General features: G+C 44.5%; 6 protein-coding genes. 3 read left to right on the plus strand and 3 right to left on the minus strand.

The window, feature by feature from the left end:
* Positions 1-9: 9 nt before the first annotated feature.
* The 3 genes from DW657_RS06250 (at position 10) to DW657_RS06260 (ending at position 4,724) form a co-directional block, all read left to right on the plus strand.
* The gene (locus tag DW657_RS06250) at positions 10-1,158 is read left to right on the plus strand and encodes a glycosyltransferase family 4 protein (RefSeq protein WP_118311828.1); all 1,149 of its coding nucleotides are present in this window, start codon (positions 10-12) and stop codon (positions 1,156-1,158) included.
* A 145-nt stretch (positions 1,159-1,303) separates the two neighbouring features.
* Positions 1,304-3,028, plus strand: a complete 1,725-nt coding sequence (locus DW657_RS06255) for an AAA family ATPase (protein ID WP_118311829.1) — start codon at positions 1,304-1,306, stop codon at positions 3,026-3,028.
* A 493-nt stretch (positions 3,029-3,521) separates the two neighbouring features.
* Complete coding sequence (locus tag DW657_RS06260) at positions 3,522-4,724, plus strand: ATP-binding protein (protein WP_118311830.1); 1,203 nt, start codon at positions 3,522-3,524, stop codon at positions 4,722-4,724.
* A gap of 61 nt (positions 4,725-4,785) precedes the next feature.
* On the opposite strand, the gene DW657_RS06265 is transcribed toward DW657_RS06260, so the two are convergent.
* The 3 genes from DW657_RS06265 to DW657_RS06275 are packed head-to-tail and all read right to left on the minus strand — an operon-like array spanning position 4,786 to position 16,149.
* Positions 4,786-11,625, minus strand: coding sequence for a CotH kinase family protein (locus DW657_RS06265; RefSeq protein WP_118311831.1), 6,840 nt, complete (start codon positions 11,623-11,625; stop codon positions 4,786-4,788).
* 2 nt (positions 11,626-11,627) lie between these two features.
* Entirely contained in the window at positions 11,628-11,912 is a 285-nt protein-coding gene (locus tag DW657_RS06270; RefSeq protein WP_118311832.1) for a hypothetical protein, read from the minus strand.
* 10 nt (positions 11,913-11,922) lie between these two features.
* Positions 11,923-16,149, minus strand: a complete 4,227-nt coding sequence (locus DW657_RS06275) for a hypothetical protein (RefSeq protein WP_233546629.1) — start codon at positions 16,147-16,149, stop codon at positions 11,923-11,925.
* Between the last annotated feature and the right edge of the window lies 1 nt (position 16,150).

A 16,150-nucleotide genomic window follows, 5' to 3' on the forward strand; every position in this document is an offset into this window, starting at 1 on the left:
ATCAGGAAGATGAAGATTCTATTAATGGGAGAATACAGTAACGTACATGCCACACTTGCCGAGGGACTCCGCAAGCTGGGGCATGAGGTTACCGTGCTCTCCAACGGCGACTTCTGGAAGAATTATCCACGAGATATCAACATGGTGAGAAAGCCTGGAAAACTGGGTGGAATCCTATATTTGATAAAGTTATACACAATTGTGCATAAGTTAAGGGGATACGACATCGTCCAGCTCATCAACCCGATGTTTCTGGAGTTGAAGGCTGAGCGTATCTTCCCGATTTACCGGTATTTGAGAAAGCACAACAGGAAGGTGGTGCTGGCTGCATTCGGTATGGATTACTATTGGGTAAGCGTCTGCTGCCAGGATAAGCCATTGAGATACAGCGATTTCAACATAGGAGATGATTTACGCACCAATGCCGATGCCCTGAAAGAAAGAAAAGACTGGCTGGGAACCGTCAAGGAAAGACTCAACCGGATGATTGCTGAGGATTGCGACGGCATCATAGCGGGACTTTATGAATACTGGGTATGTTATCAACCGCATTTTCCACAGAAAACCACGTTTATCCCCTATCCTATCCATACTTATTCACAATCCCATCAGGATAGGGATAAAAGGGCAGCTTCTGTAGAGACATCTTCTGTAGATATTCCCAGAAGACCTTCCCAAAAGTTGAAGTTATTCATAGGTATCAACAAAACCAGAAGTGAGTATAAGGGTACGGACATCATGCTGAAGGCTGCCCAGGCAATCGCCGAGAAATATCCGGAAAAGGTAGAACTGCGTATCGCCCAAAACGTGCCTTTTGCGGAATATGTAAAGATGATGAACGGCAGCGATGCCATCCTCGACCAGCTCTACAGTTATACTCCATCGATGAATCCGCTGGAGGCAATGGCAAGGGGCATCATCTGCATAGGTGGTGGAGAACCGGAAAACTACGAGATTATCCACGAGGAGCATCTCCGTCCCATCATCAATGTGCAGCCCAACTATGAGAGCGTATATCAAGAGTTGGAGCACCTGGTGCTTCACCCGGAACTGATACCGCAGCTTAAGCAACAGAGCCTCGAATACATCAGCAAGCATCATGAATACATAAAGGTAGCTAAACAATATGAAGAATACTACAAGAGCCTGTTAGCCTAGGCTCTTGTCATAAAAAGACGTCGCCTACAGAATATTGGAACGAAGGATATCATTTAAGGAAGTTTTTGAAAAAAGCCTTGCTATTCCCAATTATTTCCACTATCTTTGCAATCGAATAAGTTGCACTCTATAAAACGAAGAAGATATGGATTACAAGAGATTACCATACGGCGTTGCCGATTATACATGGATTAAGAGTCAGAACAGATACTGGGCTGATAAGACGATGTATATTCCAAAAATGGAGGAAGCAGGAGACTTTCTCTATCTCATCCGCCCACGCCGTTTTGGCAAGAGTGTCTTCCTCACGATGCTTCAAGCCTACTACGACATTGAGAAGAAAGACTCGTTCCATACCACATTCAAGGATACTTGGATTGAGTCGCATCCAACCGAAGGACTTGGCAAATACCAAGTCTTATACTTCGATTTTTCCAGAGCAGCGGCTGGTCCTGGTACTTTGGAAGAAAACTTCAATTTATATTGCAACAGCGTACTCGATGGTTTCATCAAAAAGTATGCAGCCTATTATGATGAAGATTTCAACATGGAGGAATACCTTGGCTTTTCCGGTGCCTCCTATAAGCTAAATGCACTGAATATTTATTCCAAGAGAAAAGGTACGCAACTTTACCTCATCATCGATGAGTACGACAATTTCACCAACAACATCCTGAGCGAGGAAGGAGAAGCTGTGTATCACGCCTTGACTCATGCACAAGGTTTCTACCGTGACTTCTTCAAGCTATTCAAGGGAATGTTCCAGCGCATCATGATGATGGGAGTTAGTCCTGTCACCGTGAACGACCTCAACAGTGGCTATAACATCGGCACCAATCTCTCCATGGACCCCATGTTCAATATGATGCTGGGATTCAGCGAGAACGAGGTGCGGGAAATGATAGAATACTACAGAGAAGTAGGACTCATCAAGGTTCCGACCGACCAGCTGATTACCGACATGAAGCCTTGGTATGACAACTATTGTTTCGCAAAGGACAGCCTGGTCACAGATCCAAAGATGTTCAATTCGGATATGGTTATCTATTATCTCCGCCATTTCATCCGTTTTGGCAAAGCTCCGGAAGAGATGGTAGACCCAAACACCATGACCGACTATGCCAAGATGAAGAAGATCATCTTCCTGGACAAGCTGCAAGGCGACCGCAAGAGCGTGCTGAAAGAAATCATCAACCAAGGTTACATCTGGGCAGAACTGAGAGAAAGTTTTCCTGCTGAAGACTTGGTTGACCCAGACCTGTTCCCCAGCCTGCTCTACTATTACGGCATGCTGACCATCATTGGAAAGCGTGGCAGAAGAGTAAAGTTGGGAATCCCTAACGAGAATGTACGCCGCCAATATTACGGCTATGTGTTGGATGAATACAACAAGGATACTAAAATCAATAATAATCATCTTGCCGACCGATACGATGTAATGGCTCTGGATGGTAACATCAAGCCAGCCATCGAATACATTGCCGAGGGTTATAAGAACTGCACGAGCATCCACTCCAGCATTCAGGCAGAGCGCAACCTGCAAGGGTTCATCGCCGCTTATCTCAACCATAGTGGTTATTACTACATCATCCAGGAAATGGAGTTGAACGGCGGCTATTGTGACTTGACGATGATTCCTGATCTCACCCGTTTCCCAGAGGTTGCCCATGCCTATCTCCTGGAGTTGAAGTATCTGAAATCAGGTGATACCGATAAAGAAGGCATGAAGGCTTTAGAAGAAGCAAAGGCGCAATTAGACCAATATACTCAAGACACAAGATTGCCAAAGCTGATGAGCGGCAAGCCTATACACAAGATTGCTATTATATATAAAGATAACGATCTTTGGAGAGTAGAGGAATGGCGCTGAAGAGGATAAGCCCTAATGATCTTTTATATTCAGCGACATTGAATCTCCGTTCAGCGACGTTGAATGTGCATTCAACGACGCTGAATGTATGTTCAACGTCGCCGAACGGAGATTTTCTTTAATAGTATCAGCATTTACCATAAAGGATATTCCTATTTTCCTTTAATGGTGTTTTTATTTTCCCTTAATAGTATGCCTATTTTCCCTTATGGGATTGAGCCGTCATTAAACTAGTTTTGCCACTATTTAATTCATCAAAATAGAAACGACAAGGCTTATGAAAAGACTATACTTGCAAAAATCCCTCATTGAGGGATTATTTGTATCTTTGCTGCAGTTTTTAATGATATTCATTTAAAAGAGCAAGATAAGTCTTACGCTGACGGCTCAATCTAAAAGATGTTAAACAATAATAATTTAAAGGAGTTTATCTTCTAAGCATCTTTATTTTTTCGTATCTTTGCGAAAAGTTTCGTTACGAAAAAATTCGATTATGGAAAATCCGTTTAAAATTGGCTCATTGGTTGATACCCCATACTTTACAGACAGAGTGAAAGAACTGGACTACATCGTACAGTTTCTCAAGAGCGAGAACCACCTTGTTCTTATGTCACCACGACGTTTTGGCAAATCAAGTCTCGTAAAAAAGGCTGTTGTCCAAACCCAACGACCATACCTATGGCTCAATATGCAAGCCGTGCTCAGCAAAGAAGATTTTGCGGCAAAGCTTCTGAAGGAACTGCTCAATCAATTCAAACTGGAAAAGATGAAGCACTATCTTCGTAACTTCCGCATCATTCCTTCTATCAACATGAACCCAATGACAGACGAGCTATCGGTTTCATTCCAACCATCAACCGACAGTGGAACAACAGCAATAGAAGATGTTTTAAATACAATTCAGAAGGTTTCTACACCTCAAAACAAACTGATTGTTGTCTTTGACGAGTTTCAAAGCATCCTGGAAATCGATAAAAACATGGACAAGCAGCTCCGTTCCATCATGCAGGAACAGACAGGCATCAATTACATCTTTCTGGGCAGCCAGGAATCGATGATGACAGATATCTTTGAACGTGTGAAGTCTCCGTTCTATCATTTTGGAATGCTGATGAGACTCAACAAGATTCCATACGAAGATTTCAAATCATATATTACAGACAGATTAGGAGATGTAGCAGAGCAGCCTACTCAAATTGCAGACGAGATACTGGCCTTTACAAGTTGCCATCCATACTACACGCAACAGCTTTCATTCGCAGTTTGGAACAATCTGGTAGCTGGTAAAAACGAGGATGTACTCCAACTCGCCGTAGAAGATATCATAACGACCCATGATTTAGACTACGAACGTTTATGGTTGAATTTCAATAAGACAGACAAATATGTAATGGTCAGTATCTGCGAGGGCAACAATCCTGCACAAGACAGGAACCAACCTACCAGCACGATGACCAGTGCCCTATTGCGTTTAAGCAAGAAAGGCTACATCATCCGAAGTGACAGATATGAAATAGAAGACCCATTCTTCAGGAAATGGATATATAATCCGCAAAACGAAATGTTCGCGCATTTTCAAACGAAGCGCATCATTTTCAAAAACGAAACGCAACTTTTCAAAGTTATCCCCATACCCCAAAAATCTCAAAAAAATCGACCGGCTTCGCCGGAATTTTATACATTTGAAGGCAGTTAGAACACCATCCTAACTGCCTTCTTTCGTTTTGTCGCTTCGCTCCACGCTTTGACGCTTTCGCTTACGCCACCTCGCTAATCGCCTTAAACGCACTGACGCTTTGCGCCCAGACGATTTGACCGCGGAAGGCCAGACGCGAGCCGACATTCGCATGCGCACTCGAGGCATCGTAATCCGCACTCGCACTCACGACACCGCCACTCGCACTCGCGTGGTGGTACCCACGATAAACCACACGGCTTGCAGCTGTGCTTATCCAATACACATCACTATAATATGTACTTGATGAACCGCTCACATTACCCACTGGTACCACATCCATGTATTTGCCATGATATACGGCTGTTACCCAGCTTCCGCTGTTAGTCGTACCCTTGACCATTCTTGTGCTTCCATCTGGCATCCATATACGCCACTTGCCAACATTACCACTGTCATTTGGCAAGTCAACATTATCCATCATGTCGTACTTGTTGCCAAATATGTCTTCATAACCCAGGCAGCAAGTATTATTCACTTGTTTGACATCTATAGAGCCATATTCGCCATTTACCTTGTACCAAGCATATTGGTTCACCAAGTCATCAATGAGTGAATTTGTAACATTCTCGTTGATGGCCTTTGCTGCCTTGTAACCGATGGTGTCTGTCATACCGTATGCCATTGTTCCGCCTGTTGTTCGCATGTTTGTGTGCTGACCAGCACCGCATTGATCTTGGGCATCTCTACGACCATACTTTGCAAAAAATAGGTTGGCAATGTCGCTGTGCATACTTGCGTCTATCTGTTGCATACCTCTTTGAACGCTGTAATAGTGGAAATCGCCCCACGTCATATTTGACGTAGTACTACCACCTGTCACAACAGCACGAAGTTTGTCACCTACAACTGAGCTGCCTACAGTTGCGCACAAATATTCATCCTCATTGACCCAATCAGGTTCCATGTCTTCAATCTTATCGCTATTACTCAATACCACCTTGTCGAACTCAGCAGTCAGCAATATGGTGAAGTTGAGATATGTCGCTCCAGAAGGAATGTCGGAAATCAAATACATTCCAGCCTCAAACTTGTTGCTGAGCGTTGGCACAACAATAGTCTTAACCACCTTCCCCGAATCATTGGTGAATATACTACCCACAAGGTTGGTACTAGGAACGGAAGGGAAACGAACACGCTTGTACCCCGATACTGGCACACGACAAACAGCATAGCTACTATCGGCTGTATATGAGTTTTGCAAGGTGTCCTTGCCACTCATTACCTTATATCCTTTTCTGTAGTTGTTACTGCTTTGTATCTCGCCAAGCAAAATGACCTTTGCTTTTGGCACTGATGGCATGGCAAGATTGCTGCTATAACAGCTGTAGTGCTTGTTGTTCAGGTAATCATTGACTCCCTTTATCCATCGGTGTGGCTCGTACATCATAATATCACCTTCTGAGCCATTCAACTTAGCTGCTGTGCAATTTACCACGGCTTCCGCATCCGCATAATAGTTGGAATTTTCATCATGCAACGGATAGATGGTGACAACGCCGTCAAGGTTGTTTGCTGTCGTATCAATGCCTGCAATTTTGACAGAACGTGTCGTTGGCTTTTTTGTTACCTTGACAAGGACACGATGGCGTTTCTTCAAAAGTGCTGTAATGTGACCGCTTGGAACATAGTCATTGCCGTACTTGTAGCCAGTCTTATTGTCAAGGTTGGACACGTTGGCATCATCTGCCACGCTGTCATCAAACTCTATCATGGTGTACTCAGGTTGAATGATATTCAGCTCAGGGAAATGTTCCTGCCACTTCCTGTATTCCTCATCGGCAATGTATGTGGTGAGGCGATATGTACCGACCAATCGGCATGAATCAACATTGCCACCGTTCTCATCCACGCCACCCATTGAAAGCATATTTTTCAGCAAGGTTCCGTCACCTTCCATGTCTATGCCTGTGACACGTAGATATTTCACGTTGCTGCATCTGTTGTAAAGCGTCTGCCAATTTATCAATGGACAATTATCCACCACAAGGCGTGTGACATTTGACGTGCCTTCGAGTGTGAGGCTGCTGTTTGTGAGCTTGCCAAGATAGCGAAGTTCCAAGGTTTGCAGCGTTGAAGGTAATACTACGGTCTTCAATGGTGAACCTTGTGCGAAGCTTACGCCTGTCAAGGCACTCTTGCCAGCACGGAATGTTTCCAACTTGGTGTTTGCGCTCAGGTCAATACCTGTAAAACTTGAAGACTTCAATCCAGTCATATTGAGTGAGCGAAGGTTCCTGCATCCGTTTACAAGCAATGCGTTGAGCGTTGTCTGAGTGGCAGAGCAACTGACATCAAGTGTGCGAAGTGCCGAACAGTTGTTGAGATTGAGCGTCTGCAATATGGCATGGCTGACATCCGTGAGGTCAAGCCCCAAGATACGACTTGCGCCATAGACATATTGAGGATCATTCACAATCAAGTCCGTGTCAAGTGTAAGTTGAACTGTGCTGCCAGTATTCTCTGCCAGTATTGCGCTCTGGTGTGGTGTGCCACTCGTATAGCCGTATCCGAAATAATAACGTTCGCTGGATGTTATCTTTATCTTTCGGTTGTCGCTTCCGAACTTGTAGCCAAAGTAAGCTGCAAAGCTGTCCTTTCTGTATGTACCACACACATATTTACTATCCAACAGCGCAAAGCGGTTTTGGATGGTGAAAGTACGGTGTGCGTATCGGCTTCCCTGCAAGGCATAGAGGTAATCATAATAGTTGGTACCATCTGCTGTTGTCACGCCTTCCGTCAAAGGAGTGATATACTTGTATATGCCATCCTTATTGTATATGCGTTCACACCAGTTGCCCATCTGCTCCACATTGAACACGTTCAGCACATATTCGAGGCTCATGTTTGAGCGAATCTTGTCAGCCACTTCTCTCAGTTTGTCGGGGCATCCCCTCACAAGCTCCCAAAGTACGCTGTCATGTCCAGCGAAGGCATAGGAGCCAATGCTTTCATCCATTGTTTCCCATGTAATCGTATAGTCATATTTCAGGACGGAATCGTTGCGCTCACCAAAGATGGTGTCCATGTCGTATGGAATGAACTGCCAATGTATGCCGTCCCATGTCACAAGCATCATATTCTTGGCACGGTTATCCACTGCCATGAAATAGTCTGTTATTATATACCAGGCAAACGGGCTGTCGTTGTCGAAGTAATCTTGGTATTCCGCATAAAACTTGGTTGGATTCCCCTTGCATGACAGAATCCAAGACCAAAGACGTTTTACCGCTGCCTTGTCATCCTCGTTAGCGGTCGCCCAGGTATCATCTGCCTTAAATCGGAACTCCAAAGCATTGGCGAACGTTCCCATATCAGCCGTACCGAAAAGACAAAGTGCCTCAGAGTTATTCAGAAACTCCAGACAGATACATTTGTTTCGCTGTCCGCCCAAAGTAGCCTCATCGTTGAATCCCTCGATCCCCTCAAAGCCATAGATGGCCGCACTTCCACTTTTCTCGTTGTTGAAGTTATATTTGCCAAGATAGATGTTTTCACCAGTATTGTCATTATCATAGAACAAATCTATTGGGAAACCATCCACACCGATACGGACATCATAGTTGCCAGTATATGCCTTTTGCGGTGGTGTGAGCCATCCGCAACGCTTCCAGATGTCATTGACGATTCTCACAGCTCCAGTGTTGTGGGTTGAAGAGGAATCCGAGAAATCTGCCTTCAAGCAGAAAATATTGATCGGACGTGCGCCTGGCTTGAATGAGTACATACAATCTGGAACTTCCGCGCCATTGACATACAGTTTTGTACCATACTTGCTGGAACGACCGAAATATAAGCGGTAGTTCTTTCTTGGGTATGTGGTTGAGGAAGTTCCTTGTATGCGCAATCCGCACTGATAGATGATGAAGTCGTACTCCTTGCCATAGGCAGAATAAAAGTAAATGTCAACAGGAACCTCAAACTTCTTGTTGTTTGTCTGATTGACCAAATTTACATCACCCACGATGCGCATCACGCTCTTGCCCTTGGCTCTAAGTTTGTCCATATCGACATCAGTACCCTCATCATTCATCACCTGATTGTTCTCGAACAACACCACCATTTCATCCGTTGTCGGACGGTCAACCATATAGTTGGCAAGTTCCTCATCATCGCCAAGCGCACGGTTATAGACACGGATGTTTCTCAGTTCAACGTCTGCGCTGTCGCTTCCTACCTTTATGTTGACAGGTGACGATTGCAAAAGGCTGTCTGTGTTGGCGTACTGCTTTGCACCACAAAGGATGCCGTTCACATAGAGTTCCATCAAACGGTTGCCTAACTTCTCTTGCACCACAAAGGCTATTTTTAGATTCAACCCACTCGCAAAAAGTGTATTGACCTCCGAACCTGCCCCAGTTCTCATTATTGCCTCTTGCGTTGTCAGCTTAAAACCGACATTGCCATTCATACAATCAATGACAACACCGTTTCTGTCTGTCACATTAGAGCACATCAGTTCCATTTCATAAGTGGCTCCATTGGTCGTGGCATCGCTCTTGAATGGGGCATAACCAATTTCGATGTTTGCGCCGTTGGTCAACTTTAATGCGTCCCCCGTCCATCCGTTACTTTTCCAGTCGAACCCTTTGAACGTGGTTTTGATGCCGTTATAACTCCATTCAGACGGTGTGCTTTCGCTGTTGCTACGACCAGAGGCTGTGAGCTTCAACTGCAAGCCTGATGTTGTCTCGTTTATGTCAATGCCACTTTCCTTCACGTCAATGTAAAACTTGTATTCTGTGACACCACATTTGAACTTCATTGGCACAGTTCCCTTTTCGAGGAATCGGTTTGTATATATTTGTGTGGTTCTTGGCACGTTCACGTTCTGTGTCTTGATGTCGTTGCGATAAACGCTCACGTCCGCTGGTGTCGTTGAAGGATCGTAGGCGACAAACTCAAACTTCACTTGCTCATATTGCCCTATCTCCAATGATGGTGTCAAGTGATTCGTTGTAAAAATACTACCGTCCGAGTGTGTCATCATTGTTCCAATAAATGGTGTGTTGCTTCCAGTTTTCAGAATGTCAATGTAGATACTGTCACTCTTTAAGGTAAGGTCTGCACTTGCCTCCATTTCCGCTACCATCTGTATGGTATGTCTTCCAACGCTGTATGCGGTCATGGACAATGAGAAACTGCTGTTGGTTGTTCCGCTGCGTGTTATGGTGTGGGCATTCTGTTGCTTGCCGTCCACATAGAGTGTTACAACCTTAGTACCCGAACCGCTTACGGCGTATGGGATGCTGATAGTTTCGTTCGTGCCATAGCCACCTTTGGCTATCGCCTCCGCAAGATTGAAGCTGCTTGTGAGCGTAAGAGTAACAACCTTTACACTCACATAGCTCTGTTTGGTCTGTTTCTTTCCTGTTGTAGGGTCAGTGGTGGACGCTTTCACATAGATGTCCGTAGTGCCGACCTGCAAATATTTGGAAAGGTCAAGCGTATAGCTACCCTTGCTCACATCCTCGATGGTGTCATGGTACATGGTGATTGAACCACGTTTCATTTCAATCTCAATGGTTGCTTTCTGGCCTGTTGACGTACCCTTCTCATCACCGCTGCTATATTGGTGGTCGTAAGAGTATGTGAGTTGCGCACTGCCACCTTCCTTGATGACACTGTTGTTGACGGATGTGCCCAATACAATCTTTGTGGTGGAAGTTTCACCACCACCGCCACCTTTTCCTGCTGGTATGTCCAAGCCCACGACTTCCGCACCACTCTTGTTGGTTAAGGTAAGATGTACCGTGCTTTCATCCTCACTAAGTTCAGCATTGCCACCAAAGATGGTGTTTGCCTCCACCTCATTGAGCTTCGCCGTCACTGCTGAGTTCTGCACAGGGTTCGTGCTATTTGCGTCAAGACTTTCATCAACCTCAGTTTCCTTGAAGGTCACATTCACGTTGCCAGTGGAATCAGGTGTTTGCTTCGTGCCATTTACCGTTATACTCTTGACAGTCCCTGCACCGCCGAAATCTTCCCAACTTGAAATTGATTCCCAGCTTGAAAGATTTGTGCCAATGAATTGCTTGGTCTCCCACTTGCCTTGTGATACCTCATAAGTTATGCAACGTCCCTTGGCACGCTGCTTTTCCTCCACTGCTTTGATGGCAGTGGCAAGCGTATAGTAACCGTTTTCAAGCGGAACTTGCTCAGTCACATTGTACGTGTTACCGCCACCGCTGCCACTGATTTCAATAAGGTCATTTTCTTCATCGCTCCAAACATAGAGAACATCACCACAAAGATAAACCTTGTTTTTCTGTATGCTTGAAACATCCTCACCACGGTACAATTCCGCATTGGGAACACCTTCAACAGCCCAGTTGCCGTAATACTTGCCACCCACATAATAGGCAAATTGCTTTTGGCTCTGCACATAGACGATTACACCGCCCTTGGCAATGGATGATTGAAGTTGTATTGTGGCAGATTCCACCATATAGGAAAAACGTGCCGTTGCACCATTGAAAGCAGCCTTGGCTACATTCTCGTATTTAGCCACAACCTCAGATGCAGCAGCCACAGCACTATTTGCTTCTTCCGCTGCATCAGAAGCTGCTGACGCGGCTGCATTGGCTGCACTTGCAGCAGAATTTGCGACCAGTGTGACAGAATACACGGTTTGCGCTGCTTCCGTTGCTCGATTTGCTGCACTTACTGCATTTGCCACAGCATCCTCCGCTGGTTTGGTCAGCAGCTTTATTGGCGCACTCACTACTTCCTCACCTCGTAAGGCTGGAAGGCTCATAATACCGTCCAAGGTATCTACTTGCTCCAGTTCATCTACACCTTGCGATTCAGCTTTCATCGCATTGAGTAGTTCTTGCTTCTCTTCGTTTGTCAATGCCATAGTTATTCGTTTTTATCCGTTTGACAATTTAGTTGCTCATTCAAAGCGTCTATGATACTTGGAAAACAATAGTGTTCCACAAGTTCTTTTATGAGATTGACTTCATCATCGGAAAATTCCGTTGCACCATTGCTCTCATATATTTTGAAAGCCAAATGATGTGCTTTTATTCCCATGGAACGAGTGTAAACCAAATTTGCAATGGTTTCACGAGCGTCACCTGTTTGCTTTCTTTTTTTACTAATCCCTACAGGAATAGTGAAATTTTGAAAATCTATTTTTGCCATATCTTGTTTTTTAACGGTTTATGTCTAATACTTGACCATAATAGGAGCCACTAACATAAGTAAGGGCTATGCTTACACTGTCACCTTTTCCTAAGCAAAGTTGGTCTGTGTTTCTGTTATCATCACGCCAATGTCCTCCATCATGGTTTAGCAAATCGCCATCACCATTTATTTTAACATAAACATTGTTAGAACTCTTTGAGCTATTTATGATTTTAACAGGGACACAAAAGGTTTTACTTTCTTCTATTCCAAGCTGCAATCGTATTTCATCCAATTTTGGCAAGGAAACCCATGTGTTACCAGAAGAATTATTAAAAGCGGTCAATGTCGTACCATGGTCGAGTGTTATGATGTAAGCTGTACCTGCTTTTGTTGTATTGATAATTCTACCAATTTCTAAGAATCCTCCATCACATACAATAGCTCCTTTTGTATAAAGTGCAACATCACGACTCAAGACATTATCACTTATTATTTTCACTGCTGGCAAATAACAGTCACCAGGATCAGGATTCATCTGCCGATAAAAATAACCAGCACAATTGCACCAGGAAGTTGATTCTGTCTGTTGTGGGTCTGCACCATTGCCAATAGCAACCTTTATGTTAGCCACATCACCTGGCTTGAATACTCCTACTTGTGATTGTAACTTAATCAGTCCTGGTCTAATTGCCGCTAAATCTTGTTTATAACTATTATCTGTCCATTTTGCTGGGTCGCCATAATACAAGCCTTGGTTGTCTATCAGGAAATATCCTATTTTGCCTTCATAAGCCTCAATTTTACCTTTTATCTTGGCATTTTGTGCCTCAATGCTACCATCCTCCAATATTTTGAAATTTTCGTTGGCAGTCACAAGTCCTTCCAGCTTGATGTTGTCGGCACAGATATGCACACCGCTTTCCAAATTTCCATTTTCATCTTTTGTGACGAATGCGGAAATGTCTGCCTGTTTGACAATGTTCTTGTCTTCATCTACCGCTGTGGCAAACATACCTGCAAAAGCCTCGATGCTGACATAATTGCCAATTTTCTCATTCAATCCCATCATGTCAGAATTGTACTGTTGCAACCATTCTGCATAGTCTGTAGCTGTCACAAGTCCAGCTTGGTTTTTCAGACTTCCATCCTCATTGAATCTTTGGCTGATAAGTTCATTGTACTTTGCTGTTGTTATAATGTCGCTTTCTGCCAACACATTGCCGTCCTTGTCAAAATTTTGGGCTGCAATCCTTACAAGTTTTTCGCTTTGTTCAAAAAGTGTTTTATACTTGTATGCCAATGATTCCACACGGTCAGTTGAGAGAATGAGCATATACAGATAGATGTCGCCTGTGAAGCTCAGTTTGAAATCACCAGTACCGTTCCAAAGGCCATTGCAAGAATATTGCTTGTAGCCATCAGTTTCAGCAATTTTCTCTTCAACGTGCATAGAGTTGAAATTTTCAAAGCCAGTTTTATCAACATTCTCAAACTCCACGGTCAGTGTGCCAGCCTTGGCACATCGGTAGAAGAACGTGAGGAAAACAGGAATGGCCTCTTTGGTTCCGTCTTCTCTTGTGGTCATTGGTGGAATGCTCTGCAAGTTGGTGTTCTTTTGGCTGATGTACTTGTTTCTGATGCGTACAACAGTTCTGCCCATGTCCTTGCAGACACTTGCGCTGTTGCCACGTTTCGACAAAGCCTTTCCGTTAGTCCATATCCAACGATTGCCAGCGATGAAGAAAACAGTTTCATTCTCTGTTGCCCATTTGTCCATGCCATCAGAAAATGATGGATTGTTCAAGTAGCCTCGATCACTTGCAAAGTCCTGTCTCAGTCCTTCAACAGCGGATTCAATCTTTCCTTCCGTTATCTCAAACTTGGTCTTGATGTCTTCACCAGTCACCAAGAGGAACGTGCCACGCAAGTAGGCATTATCGGAATATAGACCGTTTCCATGTGGTTGATTGTTGGAAGGAAACCAATCATCCTTGATTCCGTCAAGATTGCCAAGTCTTGCACGCAAGGCATTGGTGAAGCTCTTGCCGTTCACACCATCCATGACATCAATCCTGGGCTGTCCGTCTTCTGTGGCTGATATGAGTATGAGGTTTTGGCGATTGCCATTTGTGGTGTTGCCCATCAATACACATTCATCGCCTTCTGCTGGTTCCGTCTTGTCAAACTCTTCCTTGGCTACGAGAATGCCGCCATCGCTCATACCTGCCACCTCCACCCAGTAGCTTTTCAGGTTTGCACCTGTGAAGGTCTGGCATCGCATCAAGTCATGTGCTACAAAGGTGTTCTCTTGCTCGAAGTGAATAAGGAAATAGCCATCTTGCTCTTCAACGCTCTTTACCTTGCCATTGGCTGCACTTACGCAAATCTGACCACCGACACTTCTGACCTTATTTATCAAAAGTTCAAAGATGGTCATTATCTGGCGCACGGTCAGTTTGTCAACAGTAAGATTGGAAAGACCACTTTCATCAATCCAAAGCTGCCATCCCTCACCATTGAAGCCATCAACAAACTTGGCACTTCTCAAAAGTTGGCGCACAACCATTGTCAACAGCTCACCATTGCCTTTGCCATCCAAGTGACCACCTGCAACGCCCTCCACAAAGTCACCGAGGTCAATGCCCTCATCAAAGATGATTTTCTTTTTTGCTCGATCAATTTTCTTCTTGCTCAAAAACTCCCTTTGGCTTCTTCGAGCTGAGAACAGATTTGTGTCAGTTGGCAAAGTATTATCCCATGTACGGATGATGTCTGGAAAACTTCCAGATGTGCGTTCACGTGTATAGTTTTTGATGTTGGTCAAGCTGTCATTCACCTGATCCAATGTGCCACTTTGGAGCGCATCACTGATTTCCAAGTCCACTTGTGACGGCAAAACAACCTTTCTTGTTACTTTGGTTATCCGGCTGCTTCTATATCCTGTGTCTGGAAAAAACTTCTCACTTTCAAGCCTTACCCTGCGACCAACAAACAAGTCTGCATTGTTATGTTCCACCCAAACATGGTCGGTCTTGCCTTTGTAGATGCTGATGTCTTGCCAGTGTTCAGCATTATATTGGTCAACAGCCGTGCGGAACTCTTCTTCTGCAAGCGTGTAATATTCATCTGGCATTCTGATGTTCCAAAGAATGTAATGGTTGCCCTCTTTGGGGACAAGATTGCCACCTGGCAGTTGCGTGTCATCATCGTATGGCCATATTGTGATAATTTCAAACTCACGTGTCTTGCTGTCGAAATTCACCTCAAAGTAATGGTCATCATCCGTTCCAAGACCTGCGAGTTCACCATCTTGGAAGGAAACACGCTTTACCTCATTGGCAAGCTCGTATTCATTTGGGTCGAAATTGAGCGTGTCATCCTTGAAGTAGTAGATGATGAAAGGATTGCCGTCATCATCCGTCTTAGTCTCCGAGCGCACACTGCTAACCATACCCAAACGGCGTGGGTATATGTCAGAAAAGGCATCTTGCTCATAATGGTCATATATGCCGTATTCCTCAGTATGAAGTTCGATGTATTTCAAGCCACCAGGCAACATCAATCGATTATGCCCATATTTCTCAGGGTCGATATTTCGTGTGCTACCAATCGGGAACAGACGTGTGTAGAACTTGGCTGTGTTGCTGGTGTCTCGCTCCAGTTCCGTCAATCCATTGCCATAGCCAATGGCAAGTTCCTCACCATGCTCACAACGGCAAATGTTTACGGTTTGCCCTTCAATCCACCATTCTGCCTTTCCACCTACCTTTTCAGCGATTTCCTTCAAGGCTTCATCGCAATACTTGCCATCATAGTCAATGACAATGTTATCAGTGCCATCCACTTGGCCAATCTTCCAGTCAGTAGTATGATCCAAGCCATTATTGATGCACTTCACTATCATCTTCACATGGTCACGTGGTGGAGCCGTGAGAGTGAACACTGGTTCAGTATTGCCATCGGTGGTTTCAAGCACCAAGAAACGCTTGATGATGCTCTCTATGCCATACAGTTTCAAGTCATACACCCATTCTGTTTCGTTGTTCTGCTTTGGGGCATACTTTTCCATCAGCCAATAACGTTCGCCCTCAAAGTCCGTGTAATCGTTCACGTCAAGGGCAATGTTGGCATAATGGGTGAATGAAAGAGTGAGGATGTTGTCACCCTGCACCTCCTTCACCTGGGTTGAGCTGTCATCAGGGGCAATCTCTGCCTTTGCATAGCCTGTTTTGTCGTATATTGTTTGAACCATG

The sequence above is a fragment of the Prevotella sp. AM23-5 genome, from assembly GCF_003473645.1.
Classification (GTDB): Bacteria; Bacteroidota; Bacteroidia; order Bacteroidales; family Bacteroidaceae; genus Prevotella; species Prevotella copri_A.

Coding starts and splice junctions, on each gene's coding strand:
- DW657_RS06250 (WP_118311828.1), top strand. CDS start 10: ATGAAGATTCTATTAATGGGAGAATACAGTAACGTACATGCCACACTT.
- DW657_RS06255 (WP_118311829.1), top strand. CDS start 1,304: ATGGATTACAAGAGATTACCATACGGCGTTGCCGATTATACATGGATT.
- DW657_RS06260 (WP_118311830.1), top strand. CDS start 3,522: ATGGAAAATCCGTTTAAAATTGGCTCATTGGTTGATACCCCATACTTT.
- DW657_RS06265 (WP_118311831.1), bottom strand. CDS start 11,625: ATGGCATTGACAAACGAAGAGAAGCAAGAACTACTCAATGCGATGAAA.
- DW657_RS06270 (WP_118311832.1), bottom strand. CDS start 11,912: ATGGCAAAAATAGATTTTCAAAATTTCACTATTCCTGTAGGGATTAGT.
- DW657_RS06275 (WP_233546629.1), bottom strand. CDS start 16,149: ATGGTTCAAACAATATACGACAAAACAGGCTATGCAAAGGCAGAGATT.